This is a genomic window from Haloactinopolyspora alba (genome assembly GCF_003014555.1).
Classification (GTDB): Bacteria; Actinomycetota; Actinomycetes; order Jiangellales; family Jiangellaceae; genus Haloactinopolyspora; species Haloactinopolyspora alba.
In genome coordinates this window covers 37,510-50,827 of the sequence record NZ_PYGE01000011.1, presented here as the reverse complement: position 1 = coordinate 50,827, position 13,318 = coordinate 37,510, and the positions used below count along the sequence as shown (strand labels likewise).

Genomic DNA, 13,318 nt, shown 5'->3' with positions numbered 1-13,318 from the left:
GCGGGAGGGTGTGGTGTGCCGGTGAACAGTGACTTCACGGAACTGGACGGGCGCGATCCGCGCGCCGTCCTCGGCGTCGAGCGGGACGTGAGTGACGACGAGGTGGTTCGGGCGTACCGGCGGCGTGCCGCTCGAGGCGGACACCCCGATGCCGGCGGCGACGACAGCACGTTCCGCCAGTTGACACGTGCCCGAGACATCCTGCTCGATCCCCGGCGCCGCATCGCCTACGACGCGGCGCGCCGGCCCGGGCGGATGGATCGTGAGTTCCGCGGCACCACACGCCGTGGTGCACCACCGTCGTCGTTCGGTCGCGGGATGTCTGGTCAGCCGCGCGATTCGGCCGGCGGCGGCCCTCGAACCGACCCGCGTCCGGCGTCCGTCTCCCCTGCCCCAGCCGGATCGAATCCATGGGCGGTCGTGACCGTGGTGCTCGCGCTGCTCGGACCCCTGCTCTGGCCGGCGGCGATGGTGACCGGGCTACTCGCGCTCTGGCGGACGAAAAGGACCGGCGGCGATGATCGTGGTGGTGGCACCCGCGTGTCAGCCGCGCTGACGCTCTTCTTCGCGCTGTCGGTCTTCGTGCTGCCGAGCGTGGTGACCCTCACGGTGGTGATCCTGGCCTGAGGCGTACGTCTGTACGACGTCGGCGAAGTAGAACCGCGAGATCCGCGCGCGACGTCGATCCGCCCGATAGTTCGGATTCGGTACCCCGTTGGCGTCGGCGGGTGGTCCCGGGTCGAACGGCATCCGTTGCGGATGCGACGTCAGAAGCTCGGCATCGAGTGCTGAGAGCTGTGTGCGCAACTCGGAGAACGCACCGTTCGAACTCGCCACGATGACGCCGGACTCCCGTCCGTGCAGCACCATGTCGCGGTCACGCAGTTGCAGCCCCAAACAGATCCGTTTCGTGATCCAGAACGCCAACGGAGGCATGACGATGAGGCTGACCTGCAGGAATCGGGTGATCCAGTTCAGCGGAACCTGGAGGACCGTGGCGAGTATGTCGTTGCCGCCGGCGATCCACAGCACGAGGTAGAAGACGATGAACGCGACCCCGAGGCCGGTGCGTACCGGCATGTTCCGCGGCCGATCCAGCGTGTGGTCGTCGGGCCGGACGCCGGTTGCCCGCTGTTCGATCCACGGGTACACGGCCAGCGCGGTCAGCATCAGACCCGGCATCACCATGGCTGGGACGAGCACGCTCAACGTCAGTTCGTGTCCGAACAGGTCGACGTCCCACGGAGGCATCAGCCGCAGTCCCCCGTCGAGAAAACCGAAGTACCAGGGCGGCTGGCTGCCGGCAGTGGCCTGCGCCGCGTCGAACGGTCCCCAGAGCCAGACCGGATTGATCTGGATGGTGGCGGCCATCAGGACGATGACACCGAAAACGATGAGCATGAGGCCGCCAGCTCTGACCGTTCGGTCCAGACCGGACGCGACCGCGACGTTCGGCTCGTGGGCGGCCTTGCCGATGTCTCCTCCTGCGGTCCGCAGTGCCGGCTGCCGACGCCGGGCGTGTGCCACCCCCACGGCGAACAGTGCGACCATCAGTACGGGCAGCACCAGGGCATGGACGAAGGTCAACCGGGCGATGATGTCGTCGCCTGGGAACTCGCCACCGAACAGGAACGAGGACAGATACGTGCCGATGACCGGGACCGCGAGGATGACGCCCTCGGTCACGCGCAAGCCGGTCCCGGTCAACTGATCGTCGGGCAACGCGTTGCCGGTGTACGCCGCCACCATGCCCAGCACCAGCAGGCCCAGCACGATCAGCCAGGCGAGCCGCCACGGCCGGCGGAACGCGCCGGTGAAGAAGATGCGCAGCATGTGGGCGGACAGCGCGGCGACGAACACGAGCGTCGCCCAGTTGTGGATCTGGCGCATCAGCAGGCCCCCGCGGACCTCGAAGGACAGTTCCAAGGTGGAGGCGTACGCCTCGGACATCTCGACACCGCGCAGCGGAAGATAGTCGCCCCTGTAGGTGACCGTGGCCATCGAGGGCTCGAACCACAACGTCAGGAAGACGCCGGACACGATGATCAGCAGGAAGCTGAACGACGCGATATGGCCGAACAGCAGTGACCAGCGATTTGGGAACGTGCGTCGAAGACCGTGCGCCGACCCGGTGGACGACGGGGAGTCCCCGTCCACCAGACGCACCAGGCGGGTGGCCAGGCTGCGCACGCGTCCGTTCTGGAGATCCGGTTTCTTGGTCGTGATACTCATGCTCTGCGCTCCCCGCAGTCGGCCGGTCGTACATGAGACACCGGCGAAACGATCCTTGTGACAGTGCTGCCGGATGACGGACGCCACGGGGATGTCACAAAACGGTGTTGCCAGGCGTCCTATGGGTGACACGGTCGAGAGCGAAGAGACAGGAGCCGCCCATGGTCAGCGGCACGAACGAGGACGCCCGCGTCGACCCGGCAACCGAGGTGTTCGTGGCGCACCGCAAGCTGTTGTTCACGGTGGTCTACGAGATGCTGGCGTCGGCTGCCGATGCCGAGGACGTGCTGCAGGAGACGTGGCTGCGCTGGGCCGGCGTCGATCTGGACACGGTGCGTGACCCGCGTGCGTACCTGGTCCGGATCGCCACCCGTCAGGCGCTGACCCGGCTACGCACCCTTGGACGCCGCAAGGAGTCCTACGTCGGTTCCTGGTTGCCCGAGCCGTTACTGACCGCGCCCGACGTTGCCGAGGATGTCGAGCTGGCCGAGAGCGTCTCGATGGCGATGCTGCTCGTGCTGGAGACGCTCAAGCCGATGGAACGGGCGGTGTTCGTGCTGCGTGAGGTGTTCGACCTCGGCTACGACGAGATCGCCGACGCCGTCGGCAAGACCCCCGCCGCCGTGCGCCAGACCGCCCACCGGGCGCGGGAACACGTGGCCGCGCGTCGACCGCGCGACGTCGTCTCCCCGGCCGAGTCCCGAGCCGCGCTCGACGCCTTCAAACGGGCCGCCGAAACCGGCGACCTGCAGCCATTGCTCGACATTCTCGCGCCGGACGTCGTCCTCGTGGGCGACGGCGGTGGCGTCAAGCAGGCCGTACCGCGGCCCGTCGTGGGGGCCGACAAGGTGGGCCGGCTGCTGGCCGCCGGCTTGGACAGGTTGGGATCTCAGATGTCGTTCGAACCGGTGCAGGTGAATGGCTACCCGGCGCTGATCATGCGACTCGACGGCGAACTCGACAGCGTCGTGGCGGTGCGGATCGACGACGGCCTCGTCACCGGGCTCTACGCCGTCCGCAACCCCGAAAAGCTGTCACGAATGCGGCACGAGACCACGCTGAGCCGCTGAGTCACGGGGCGTCGAGGAAGTCCGCCACCACCGGCGCGACGACGTCCGCAGGGGCGCCGTGATCGTGCCCCTCGAGGACGGCGGAAATCCCGTTCGGGAGTAGTTCGGTGATGTGCGCGGCCGCGTCGCGGAAGAAGTCCGGGCTCGCCCCGCCCGAGATCACGAGGGTCGGGATACGCACGGCGCGCACGAGCTCCTCCGGGACCGCGCCACCGCGGTCGAAGTCCCCCATGACGTCGAAGTCGTACGGCATCGTCACCGCGATGGCCTGCATCGAGGGGTTGGTACTCGCCTGCTCGACCATCTCCGGCGGCATTCCCGCTTCGGTGAGGAACCGCGCGATGGCGTCACCGTGGCGCCCCTCCTCGACGGCGTCGCGGACGTTCCCGGCGAGCTCACGGGCGTCGCGCTTGCTCTGCTCGTCGGCGGCGCCGTACGGCGGTTCGTGCAGCACGAGTCTCGAGATCGCGAGTCCGGCAGCGGCGGCGCGCAGCGCGAGGCCGGCGCCGGAGGAATGCCCGTACACCGCGGCCACGCCTCCGGCCGCGTCGATCAGCGCGGCGAGGTCGTCGATCTCTCGCTCGACCGTGTACGGAGCGGTGTCTTTGCTGTCTCCCCTGCCCCGGCGGTCGTAGTTGACCACTCCGACGCGCGTTGCGAGCTGCTGCGCCAACGGCAAGGTCGTCTGACGGTCACAGAGGATGCCGCCGATCAGAATGACCGGCTCCCCCGCGCCGTGGCGGTCGAAGGCGATCGGCGTCCCGTCGGCCGACGTCACGTACTCCGTGCTCGGCATGATGCTCTCCCTCCGGTTGGTACTAGACGGTACAGTACTCGATTAGTACTGAACCGTCTAGTACGCTCAAGGCGAGACGGAGGAGGTGTCATGAGCGCAGAGAACCGCGTGACGGACGCGGATCCCGAGGCCGGAACCGGCACCCCGCCGGAAGGGCGGTCGGCACTGAAACGTCAGGCCATCATGCAGGCGGCTCGGACGGTGTTCCTCCGGGACGGCTACGCCGGCGCCAGCATGGACGACGTGGCGGCGCTCGCAGCGGTGTCCAAACAGACCGTGTACAAGCACTTCGACGACAAGCAGCGGCTGTTCACGGCGATCGTCACCGCCGACATCAGCGCTGCCGAGCGGCTCACCCACGAACAGGTGGCCGCCCTCGGCTGCAGCGGCGACGTCGAGACCGATCTACGGCAGTTCGCGCGTCGGCACATCGTCGAAGTCACGCAGCCACACCTGATCCGGATGCGGCGCATCATCATCGCCGAGGCCGAGCGCTTCCCGGAGCTGGCCCGGACGTGGTACGCCAGCGGGCCCGAACGTGCTCATGCCGTCCTCGCCGAACAGTTCCGCGCGCTGACGGACCGCGGACTGCTGCGTGTCGACGACTCGACGCTCGCCGCTCAGCACTTCAACTGGCTGATCCTCTCGATCCCGTTGAATGCGGCGATGTTCCGCGGCGGTGACACCGGGTTCACCGCCGCGGAAATGCGGCACTACGCCGACGAGGGCGTGCGGGTCTTCCTGGCTGCTTACGGCCGCACCTGAGCGCGCTGACCGCACCCGCACGGCACGTGGGTCGGCCGGTCAGTGCACCGGCATCGCGCTGGTCCCCTCCCCCTGCGCGGCGGTCTTGCGGCGCGGGAAGAACGCCGCCGGCACCAACGTGAGCACCACCAGGACGACGGCGACCGTGAACGTGGTGCCGAAGCCGGACGCGGCGTCGGAGAGACCCTGGTCGATCGCCCCGGGCGGCATCTGCTCGGCGATCGCGGGATTCGACTGCGACGCGATGGCCGGCCGGGCCAGTTCCGAGTCGTTGAGCCGGCTGCTCAGCACGACGGACATGACCGCGGTGCCGATGGACGTCGCGACCTGCTGGACGATGTTCATCATGGTCGAGCCGCGGGCGATCATGTGATCGGTCAGTGTCTGCAGCGCCGCGGTCATGGTCGGCATCATCGTGGCGCCCATGCCCATACCCATGAGGAACAGCGCACCCAGCACGACGACGTAGGACGTGTCGGCGCCCACCTGGGTCAGCACTCCGAGACCAACGGCCACGAAGACGAGGCCGCTGAGCACGATGCGGCCGGGCCCGGTCCGGTCGACCAGCCGGCCGGCCAGTGGCATCGTCAGCATCGCTCCCAGGCCCTGAGGCGCGACGAGGATGCCGGCCTGCAACGTCGACTCGCCACGGACCTGCAGGAAGTAGCTGGGGATCAGCAGCATCGCGCCCATGACCGCGATGGCGAACAGGGTGAGCGTGATGACGGCGGTGGTCAACTGGCGGTTCTTGAACAACCGGAGGTCGATCAACGGGTGTTCGGGGCGGAACGCGTGCCGGACGAACGCGGCGATCAGCACGGCGCCGATGGCCATCGGCACCAGCACACGGGTGGACGCGGCGGTCCCCTCCTCCGGGATCGACGAGACGCCGAACAGGAACAGAGCGAGCCCGGGCGACATCAGCAGCATGCCGGTCCAGTCGAACGACTCACTGGGTGTCGGCGCGTCCTTGGGCAGGATCTTCGCCGCGGCCGCCATCCCGATGAGACCGATGGGCAGGTTGATCAGAAAGATCCAGTGCCAGCTGAGGCTCTCGATCATCCATCCGCCCAGGATCGGTCCGCCGATCGGGCCGAGCAGCATCGGGATGCCCAGCAGGGCCATGATGCGACCGATGCGGTCCGGTCCGGCGGCACGGGTGAGGATGGTCATGCCCAGCGGCATCAGCATGCCGCCGCCGAGTCCCTGCAGGACACGGAAGGCGATCAGGGACGAGATGTCCCAGGCCGAGCTGCACAGCACCGATCCGGCGACGAACAGGACGAGTGCCAGTATGTACAGCCGCTTCGTGCCGAACCGATCAGCGGCCCACCCGGTCAGCGGGATCACAGTGGCCAGAGCGAGGGTGTAGCCGGTCATCGTCCACGCGACGGTGGCGTAGTTGGCGCCGAACTCGGTCTGGAACGTCGGCAGCGCGACGCTGACGACGGTGATGTCGAGGATCGACATGATCGCGCCGAGCACGACGACGCCGGCGATCTTGATGACGCCGGCGTCGAGACCGCGTTGGGCCTCCGGCGGATCGGGCACAGTGGTCATCCAGGCACTCCAGGTTGGGGTCGAGGCGCAGGGGTGCGCCGGGTCGTGGACGTCGAGTGGATCGTCGGGACGGCTGCGGGCCGGTGGCGGTTCAGGCCATCACGGCACGCAACGCGGTGAAGGAGTCGGCGATGTCCTGTTCGAGCGGCGACTCCGTCTCGCCGCTGTGCTTGGTCACCGCCACGCGCAGCAGCGCGGACGAGACGGCCGCCGCGACGACGGGACGGTCGTCGTGTTCGTCCACGCCGAGGCGGCGCGCGACGGCGCCGGCGACCGTGGACTCGAACTCGGCGATGCTCTCGTGCAGCGCCGGCATCAGCTCCGGATACCGGGCGAGCAGCCGCTGCACAGACCGGACCCCGTCGCGGATGTCCGGGCTCAATGCGCCGTTCTCGACGAAGAGTGCCTGCAACGCGTCGAGCAGCGGCGTCTCGCGGTCGGCGACGAACTGCTCGACGATGTCGTCGGACAACGGCTCCGGGCCGCACACCAGAGCCGCCTTCTTGGACGGGAAATAGTTGAAGAACGTCCGCGGCGAGATGCCGGCGGCGCCGGCGATGTCCTCGACGGTCACTTCGGCGAGCCCGTGCTCCAGGACGAGGTCCACGGCCTGGCGGGTGATCTCGCGGCGGGTGGACAACCGGCGTCGCTCGCGCAGGTCGGTACCCGCGTGCGGCGTACGGCCGGTGTCGGGAACCATGCCGTGCAGATTACGCATTGTTTGCACGCACTGCAACTCAGTTCCCGGGTCGCGGGTGTGCCGGATCTTCGGTGCACGCCGCTGGAGACCTGCCCGCACGCACGACGGCAGGTCTCCAGCGCGGTGTACGTGCTCCGCTCCCCCGCGGAGTGCTCAGGCGGCGAGGCGCTCGCCGTCGGGGCGGCGACGCAGGTCCGAGCGCTGCAGGGCCGGTGGTACGTACGCCTGGTCGAGCCTGCCGCCGACGTCGGTGCCGGGCGGGACGATCTCGTCGATCCGGTCCAGGATCTCGTCGGTCACGGTGACGTCGAGCCCGGCCAGGAGGTCGTCGAGGTGCTCCATCGTGCGCGCGCCGAGGAGCGCGCTGGACACGCCGGGGTGAGAGATGGCGAACGCCATCGCGAGGTGGGTCATCCGCAGGCCCGCCTCGTCGGCGAGCCGGATGAGCTGCTCGACCACGTCGAGCCGGCTCTCGTTCCGGATGGCCGTCATGAACGGGATCTGGGCGCGGACGAGGTCGCTGTGCTGACCCTTGCGGGCGCGGCCGGTGAGCATTCCCTGTCCGAGCGGCCCCCACACCAGCGTGCCGATCCCGTAGCGCTGCGCGACCGGCAGCACCTCGCTCTCGATGCCGCGGTTGAGCATCGAGTAGGGAGGCTGCTCGGTGTGGAACCGTTCCAGGCCGCGCCGCTCGGCCACCCACTGTGCCTGGACGAGGTCCGAGGCCGGCATCGTGGACGACCCGATGGCACGGACCTTCCCGCTGCGGATCAGGTCGGACAGCGCCGACAGCGTTTCATCGATGTCGGTGTCGGGGTCCGGGCGCTGGATCTGGTACAGGTCGATGTGGTCGGTCTGCAGGCGGCGCAGTGAGTTCTCGACCGCGGTCATGATCCAGCGCCGTGAGGTGCCCCGCCGGTTGGGATCGTCCCCCGCCGGGAGGCCGAACTTGGTCGCCAGGACGACGTCGTCCCGGCGCCCCTTGAGCGCCTTGCCCACGACCTCTTCGGACGCGCCCTGGGAGTACGCGTCGGCGGTGTCGATGAGGTTGATCCCCGCGTCCAGCGCTTTGTGGATGATCTTGATCGAGTCGTCGTGGTCGGGGTTGCCGATGGACGCGCCGAGCATCAGGGCGCCGAGCCCGTACGGGCTGACCTTGATGCCGGTGCGGCCGAGAGTGCGGTACTGCATGGTTCTCCTCATGCGTGGACTGGTGGTCGCGTGCCCGCTAGACTAAAAGCGGAACACCGTTCAGCACCGAGAATATGGAACACTGTTCCGTCGCGTCAAGGGAGCACACGCCGGATGTCCGACAGCACCACCGAAGCGTCCACTGCCCGCCGCGTGCGGCCCGACGTCCAGCGCAGTCTGGATGCCCTGCTGGCCGCCGCATCCGAGGTCTTCGCCACGGACGGGGTGGACGCGCCGGTGCGACGGATCACCGCCAAGGCCGGTGTGGGGGCGGGCACGCTCTACCGTCACTTCCCGCAGCGCTCGGACCTCATCACCGCGGTGTTCCGGCACGAGGTCGACGCGTGCGCCGAGGCCGCTTCCGCCCTGGCGGAGCAGCACGAGCCGGTCGAGGCCCTGGAGCGGTGGTTGCAGCGGCTGGCGCGGTTCGTCGCCGACAAGCGCGGACTCAAGACCGCCATGCATTCCGGCGATCCCGCCTTCGAAAGCCTGCCCGCGTACTTCATGGAGCGGTTCGTCCCCGCCGTGACGCACCTTCTGGAATCCGCCGCCGCGACCGGCGACATCCGTGCCGACGTCGTCCCGTACGACCTGCTGCGGGCCGTCAGCGGCATCGCCGCTGCGGACGACGACGCCTATACCCGCCGCACGATCAGCCTGCTCGTCGACGGACTGCGCTACGGCGGGCCCTCGGCTGCGTCCGACTGACGGCTCGGCGCTCCCCTGTCTCCCTCGGCCCGCGAACGGACCAGGCCCGACTGGTAGGCGATGACGACGAGCTGCGCCCGGTCGCGGGCGTCCAGCTTCATCATGGCGCGGTGCACGTGGGTGCGGACCGTGTACGGGCTGAGGACCAACCGGGCGGCGATGTCGTCGTTGGACAGACCGGTGGCGACCAGCGCCACCATCTCGCGTTCGCGTCCGGTGAGCACGTCCAGCTCCGGAGGCTCGTTCACGGCATCGCTCGCCTGGGTGCCGTCCGGCGCGGCCAGAAAGCGGCTCACCAGAGCACGGGTGGCGGTGGGAGACAACAGGGCGTCGCCGCTGGCGACGGTGCGGATGGCGGACAGCAGGTCGCCGACGGCGATGCCCTTTCCGATGAAGCCACCGGCTCCGGCGCGCAGCGCTCGGGCCACGTACTCGTCGATCTCGAACGTCGTCAGGATGAGGATGTGGCTGCCGCTCAGGTCCGGGTCGGCGGAGATCTCGTTCGTGGCGGCAAGGCCGTCCATCTCCGGCATGCGGATGTCCATGATGACGACGTCCGGCCGCAGCGCGCGGGTCAACCGCAGCGCTTCCCGGCCGTCGCCCGCCTCGCCGACGACGGTCATGTCGTCGGCGGAGTCGATGATCATTCGGAAGGACTCGCGCAGGAGGGCTTGGTCCTCGGCGAGCAGCACCGTGATCGTCACGAGGGCGTCCTCCCTCCGGCGACGTCCTCGCCGTCCGGTTCCGGTCTGTGGTCTTCGCTCGCGCTGCCGGTCGTGGCGGCGTTCCGGGACGCCGGCATCGGCAGCTCCGCGGTGACGCGGTAGCCGCCTTCCGGGCGGCGCCCCGCGGACAGTCGGCCGCCGACGGCCGTGGCCCGCTCGCGCATGCCGGTCAGGCCGTGTCCGGTGGAATCGTCGGAGCCGGCCGGGGTCGTGTGCCCTCCGTCGTCGGTGACCGTGAGGGTCAGGCCGTCGTGTGCGTAGGTGAGGTCCACCCGTGCCGTGGCGGTGCCGGCGTGCTTGGTGACATTGGTCAGTGCCTCCTGCACGATGCGGTAGGCGGTGAGGTCGACGCCGGGTGACAGCGGCTTCGTCGGGCCGTTGCGGTGTACCGACACCGTCAGGCCCGCCCGCTGGAACGACTCGACGAGCGCGGGCAGGTCCGCCAGACCCGGAGCCGGATCGAGGGGTGTGTCGGGGTCTTCGGAGCGGCGCAGCAGGCCGACAGTGGCGCGTAGTTCGTTGAGCGCGTCGCTGGTGTTCTCGGTGAGCTGGTCGAGCGACTCGCGGGCCTTGTCGGGGCTGGAGTCGAAGAACAGGGACGCGACCGAGGCCTGCGCGTGCACCAGAGTGATGTGGTGGGCGACCACGTCGTGCAGGTCGCGCGCGATGCGCATCCGCTCTTCGACCACGCGCCGGTGTGCCTCGTTCTCCCGGGTCATCTCGGCCCGCCGAGCCCGTTCCTCGATGACGGCGCGCCGGTTGCGCACGGAGGTGCCGAGCACGGCGGCCAACACCGGGAAGAAGGCGAGGGTGACGGCGGTGCCCGCTTCCTGCCAGGGCTGCGCCGCGAACAGCATGGCGGAGGCGGCCGGGAGGCCCATGGCCAGGGCGACGGGGATGACCGTTTCGCGTCGTTCCGAGCGCGTTGCGAGCGAGAAGACGGCGATCATGACCGGCGCCAGCAGTAGCGGACTGACCTGGAAGTCCAGCGCCGGGCCCAGGCAAGCGCCGCCGGTGGCCACGGCGATGGTCGTTCGGGGGCTCCGGTGTCGGATGGGCAGGACAGCGCAGGACAGCGCGGCGACGAGGTAGGCCGAGGCCGGAGGGGCCACGAGTGTCTCGGCATCGGGGTCGAGGCTGGCGCCGAGTAGGTACAGCGCGGCTGCCACCGCCGTGATCGTCGCCTCTCGCCACCTCGGGTGGTGTGCCCACGCGCCGCGGATGTCCTGCACTGTCCACATGCCGGGTTCAGCTCCCGGTGGGCGCGGGCTGCTGTGTCTCGTCGGCCGGCGTCGCCGCGTGCTGTGCGCGGTCCAGGGCCTCGCCCTCGACGTCGACGTTCGGCAGCATGCGATCCAGACTACGCGGTAGCCACCAGGCGCGATGGCCGAGGAGTCGCAGGACGGCGGGCGCGATGGCCATGCGGACGACGAACGCGTCGAAGGCGACCGCGGCGGCCAGGCCCACGCCCAGGGTCTTGATGATCGGATCGGACAAGCCGATGAAGCCGGCGAAGATGCTGATCATGATGATCGCCGCCGCGGCCACCACTCGCCCGCTGTGGCGGAAACCACTGACGATCGACTGGTTCGGGCTCTCGCCGTGGACGTACGCCTCACGCATCCGGCTGACCATGAAGACCTCGTAGTCCATGGCCAGGCCGAAGACCACGCCGATCATGAAGATCGGCATCAGCGACACGACCGGGCCCGTCTGACCGACGCCGAACAGGTCCGCCGCCCAGCCCCACTGGAAGACCGCGACCACCACGCCCAGCGCGGCGCCGACCGACAGCAGGAAGCCCAGGGTGGCCTTGAGCGGGACCAGGAGCGAGCGGAACACGACCGTCAGCAGGAGGAACGCCAGGCCGACCACGACCGCCAGGTAGGGGATCAGCGCGTCGCTCAGTGCCTGGGAGACGTCGATGCTCATCGCGGTGGTGCCGGTCACCAGGACCTCGGCGCCCGTGTCCGCCTCGATGCGGTCGACCTCGTCGCGGATCGTGTGGACCAGGTCGCTCGTCTCGGAGTCGCTGGGCGCGGTCTCGGGAACGACCGTCAGGGTGGCGGTGTCCCCGGCCTCGTCGAAGGCCGGTTCGGTCACCGAGACGACGCCGTCCATGCCGGAGATCGTCTCGGCCGTCCGGTCGCCGGCGAGTTGCGGGTCGGCGGCGTCCTGCGTGTCGACCACCACGGTCAGCGGGCCGTTGAAGCCAGGACCGAATCCCTCGGAGAGCAGGTCGTAGGCGCGGCGCTGGGTGGTCTCGGTGGACAGCGACTCGTCGCCGGAAAGCCCGAGTTCGAGGCTCGTCGCGGGCAGTGCCACGGCCCCAAGGCCGAACACGGCCGTCACCAGCACGGCCACGGGACGGCGGAGCACGAGGCGTGCCCAACGCACACCAAGACCCTGCCGGCCGCGGCCGCTCGGGGCACCGGTCGTGCCGGTCGCGGCGTCAGCGGTGGCGGTCGTGGCGGTGGTGGCGCCGGACTTGCGCATGGAGCGGGGCAGCATCCGGCGCCCGAAGAAGCCGAGGAACGGGGGAACCAGGGTCAGGGCGACGAGCACGGCCAGGGCGACGGTGCCCGCCGCGGCCATACCCATCTTGGTCAGGATGGGGATGCCGATGACCGCGAGCCCGGCCAGCGCGATGATCACGGTCAGGCCGGCGAAGACGACGGCCGAACCCGCCGTGCCGACCGCGCGTCCGGCGGCCTCTTCCGGCGCCCGTCCTTCGGCGCGTTCGGATCGATAGCGGGTGGCGATGAACAGCGCGTAGTCGATGCCGACGGCAAGGCCCAGCATCATCGCGAGGATGAAGGAGGTCGAGGACAGGCCGAGCGGGGCGGCGAGCGCCGAGATCGACAGCAGCCCTGCGCCGACCCCGATCAGTGCGGTCAGCAGCGGCAGGCCCGCCGCGATCAGCGACCCGAAGGTGATGATCAGCACCACGGCCGCCACGGCCAGGCCGATCAGCTCCGAGGTGCCGCCCATGCTCTCCTCGGCCTCCAGCGCCGAGCCGCCGACCTCGACGGTCAGTTCGGAGTCCGCGTTCACTGCCGCCACTTCCTCCAACGCGGCGATCGTCGCCTCGTCCAGGCCCGCGGTCTGCTCGGTGTAGGTGACGGTGGCGTAGGCCGTGGTGCCGTCCTGGCTGACCGCGTCCGTGGCGAACGGGTCGGTGCTCGACGCGACCTGGTCGTTCTCGGCCAGCTCGGTGATCGTGTCCTGGATCGTCTCCTGGTGCTCCGGTGCCGTGACCTGCTGCCCTTCGGGGGCGCGGAAGACGATGCGGGCCTCGGCTCCTTCCGCGTCCGCCTCCGGGAAGCGCTCGTTGAGCAGGTCGAACGCCTCCTGCGACTCGGTGCCCGGCATGGACAGCTCGGCTTCAGGACCCGACTCCGCCGTCATGGCGGCCGCGCCGACGAGTATCAGGGCGGCCAGCCACAGCGAGCCGACCAGCCGGCGTCGCCGGAAGGTCCATCGTCCGATTCGATAAAGAAGGGTGGCCATCACTACTCCGATCGGGAAATCTGCAAGAACGGGCGGGCCGCGCCCGCTCAATGAAGAATCC

Annotated in this window: 12 protein-coding genes; 4 read left to right on the top strand and 8 right to left on the bottom strand. The window is 69.5% G+C overall.

Going from position 1 to position 13,318, the window contains the following annotated elements; all coding sequences use genetic code 11:
• Nucleotides 1–21: 21 nt before the first annotated feature.
• A complete protein-coding gene (locus tag CLV30_RS27345; protein WP_240723338.1) occupies nucleotides 22–627 on the top strand; it encodes a J domain-containing protein in 606 nt (201 codons plus the stop codon).
• Here the strand turns inward: CLV30_RS27345 and qcrB are convergent.
• Nucleotides 544–2,232, bottom strand: a complete 1,689-nt coding sequence (qcrB, locus tag CLV30_RS15380) for a cytochrome bc1 complex cytochrome b subunit (protein WP_106538110.1) — start codon at nucleotides 2,230–2,232, stop codon at nucleotides 544–546. The two genes, CLV30_RS27345 and qcrB, sit on opposite strands and share 84 nt — an antisense overlap.
• Before the next feature lie 161 nt (nucleotides 2,233–2,393).
• On the opposite strand from qcrB, the gene CLV30_RS15375 reads away from it, so the two are divergent.
• Nucleotides 2,394–3,302 carry an RNA polymerase sigma-70 factor gene (locus CLV30_RS15375; RefSeq protein WP_106538109.1) on the top strand — a complete coding sequence of 303 codons (909 nt, stop codon included), beginning with the start codon at nucleotides 2,394–2,396 and terminating at the stop codon, nucleotides 3,300–3,302.
• 1 nt (nucleotide 3,303) lies between these two features.
• On the opposite strand, the gene CLV30_RS15370 is transcribed toward CLV30_RS15375, so the two are convergent.
• Nucleotides 3,304–4,098: an alpha/beta fold hydrolase gene (locus tag CLV30_RS15370; protein WP_106538108.1), complete on the bottom strand. Its 795-nt coding sequence runs from the start codon at nucleotides 4,096–4,098 to the stop codon at nucleotides 3,304–3,306.
• Nucleotides 4,099–4,188: 90 nt separating this feature from the next.
• Here CLV30_RS15370 and CLV30_RS15365 point away from each other — a divergent pair, with 90 nt between their 5' ends.
• A complete protein-coding gene (locus CLV30_RS15365; protein WP_106538107.1) occupies nucleotides 4,189–4,863 on the top strand; it encodes a TetR/AcrR family transcriptional regulator in 675 nt (224 codons plus the stop codon).
• Nucleotides 4,864–4,902: 39 nt separating this feature from the next.
• Here the strand turns inward: CLV30_RS15365 and CLV30_RS15360 are convergent, their stop codons facing one another.
• The 3 genes from CLV30_RS15360 to CLV30_RS15350 all read right to left on the bottom strand — a co-directional run bounded on the left by CLV30_RS15360 (nucleotide 4,903) and on the right by CLV30_RS15350 (nucleotide 8,314).
• Nucleotides 4,903–6,423, bottom strand: coding sequence for a DHA2 family efflux MFS transporter permease subunit (locus tag CLV30_RS15360; RefSeq protein WP_106538106.1), 1,521 nt, complete (start codon nucleotides 6,421–6,423; stop codon nucleotides 4,903–4,905).
• A gap of 91 nt (nucleotides 6,424–6,514) precedes the next feature.
• Nucleotides 6,515–7,123 carry a TetR family transcriptional regulator gene (locus CLV30_RS15355; protein WP_165358689.1) on the bottom strand — a complete coding sequence of 203 codons (609 nt, stop codon included), beginning with the start codon at nucleotides 7,121–7,123 and terminating at the stop codon, nucleotides 6,515–6,517.
• Between the two features lie 153 nt (nucleotides 7,124–7,276).
• Entirely contained in the window at nucleotides 7,277–8,314 is a 1,038-nt protein-coding gene (locus tag CLV30_RS15350) for an aldo/keto reductase (RefSeq protein WP_106538104.1), read from the bottom strand.
• Between the two features lie 114 nt (nucleotides 8,315–8,428).
• On the opposite strand from CLV30_RS15350, the gene CLV30_RS15345 reads away from it, so the two are divergent.
• A complete protein-coding gene (locus CLV30_RS15345) occupies nucleotides 8,429–9,022 on the top strand; it encodes a TetR/AcrR family transcriptional regulator (protein WP_106538103.1) in 594 nt (197 codons plus the stop codon).
• Here CLV30_RS15345 and CLV30_RS15340 read toward each other — a convergent pair.
• From CLV30_RS15340 to CLV30_RS15330, 3 genes are read right to left on the bottom strand one after another with little or no spacing between them, the layout of a single operon-like run.
• Nucleotides 8,992–9,726, bottom strand: a complete 735-nt coding sequence (locus CLV30_RS15340; protein ID WP_106538102.1) for a response regulator transcription factor — start codon at nucleotides 9,724–9,726, stop codon at nucleotides 8,992–8,994. The two genes, CLV30_RS15345 and CLV30_RS15340, sit on opposite strands and share 31 nt — an antisense overlap.
• Complete coding sequence (locus CLV30_RS15335; protein ID WP_106538101.1) at nucleotides 9,723–10,988, bottom strand: sensor histidine kinase; 1,266 nt, start codon at nucleotides 10,986–10,988, stop codon at nucleotides 9,723–9,725. Before CLV30_RS15335 ends, CLV30_RS15340 begins: the two co-directional genes overlap by 4 nt.
• Nucleotides 10,989–10,995: 7 nt before the next feature.
• The gene (locus tag CLV30_RS15330; protein ID WP_106538100.1) at nucleotides 10,996–13,257 is read right to left on the bottom strand and encodes an MMPL family transporter; all 2,262 of its coding nucleotides are present in this window, start codon (nucleotides 13,255–13,257) and stop codon (nucleotides 10,996–10,998) included.
• Between the last annotated feature and the right edge of the window lie 61 nt (nucleotides 13,258–13,318).

Coding starts and splice junctions, on each gene's coding strand:
- qcrB (WP_106538110.1), bottom strand. CDS start 2,232: ATGAGTATCACGACCAAGAAACCGGATCTCCAGAACGGACGCGTGCGC.
- CLV30_RS15375 (WP_106538109.1), top strand. CDS start 2,394: ATGGTCAGCGGCACGAACGAGGACGCCCGCGTCGACCCGGCAACCGAG.
- CLV30_RS15370 (WP_106538108.1), bottom strand. CDS start 4,098: ATGCCGAGCACGGAGTACGTGACGTCGGCCGACGGGACGCCGATCGCC.
- CLV30_RS15365 (WP_106538107.1), top strand. CDS start 4,189: ATGAGCGCAGAGAACCGCGTGACGGACGCGGATCCCGAGGCCGGAACC.
- CLV30_RS15360 (WP_106538106.1), bottom strand. CDS start 6,423: ATGACCACTGTGCCCGATCCGCCGGAGGCCCAACGCGGTCTCGACGCC.
- CLV30_RS15355 (WP_165358689.1), bottom strand. CDS start 7,123: ATGGTTCCCGACACCGGCCGTACGCCGCACGCGGGTACCGACCTGCGC.
- CLV30_RS15350 (WP_106538104.1), bottom strand. CDS start 8,314: ATGCAGTACCGCACTCTCGGCCGCACCGGCATCAAGGTCAGCCCGTAC.
- CLV30_RS15345 (WP_106538103.1), top strand. CDS start 8,429: ATGTCCGACAGCACCACCGAAGCGTCCACTGCCCGCCGCGTGCGGCCC.
- CLV30_RS15335 (WP_106538101.1), bottom strand. CDS start 10,988: ATGTGGACAGTGCAGGACATCCGCGGCGCGTGGGCACACCACCCGAGG.
- CLV30_RS15330 (WP_106538100.1), bottom strand. CDS start 13,257: ATGGCCACCCTTCTTTATCGAATCGGACGATGGACCTTCCGGCGACGC.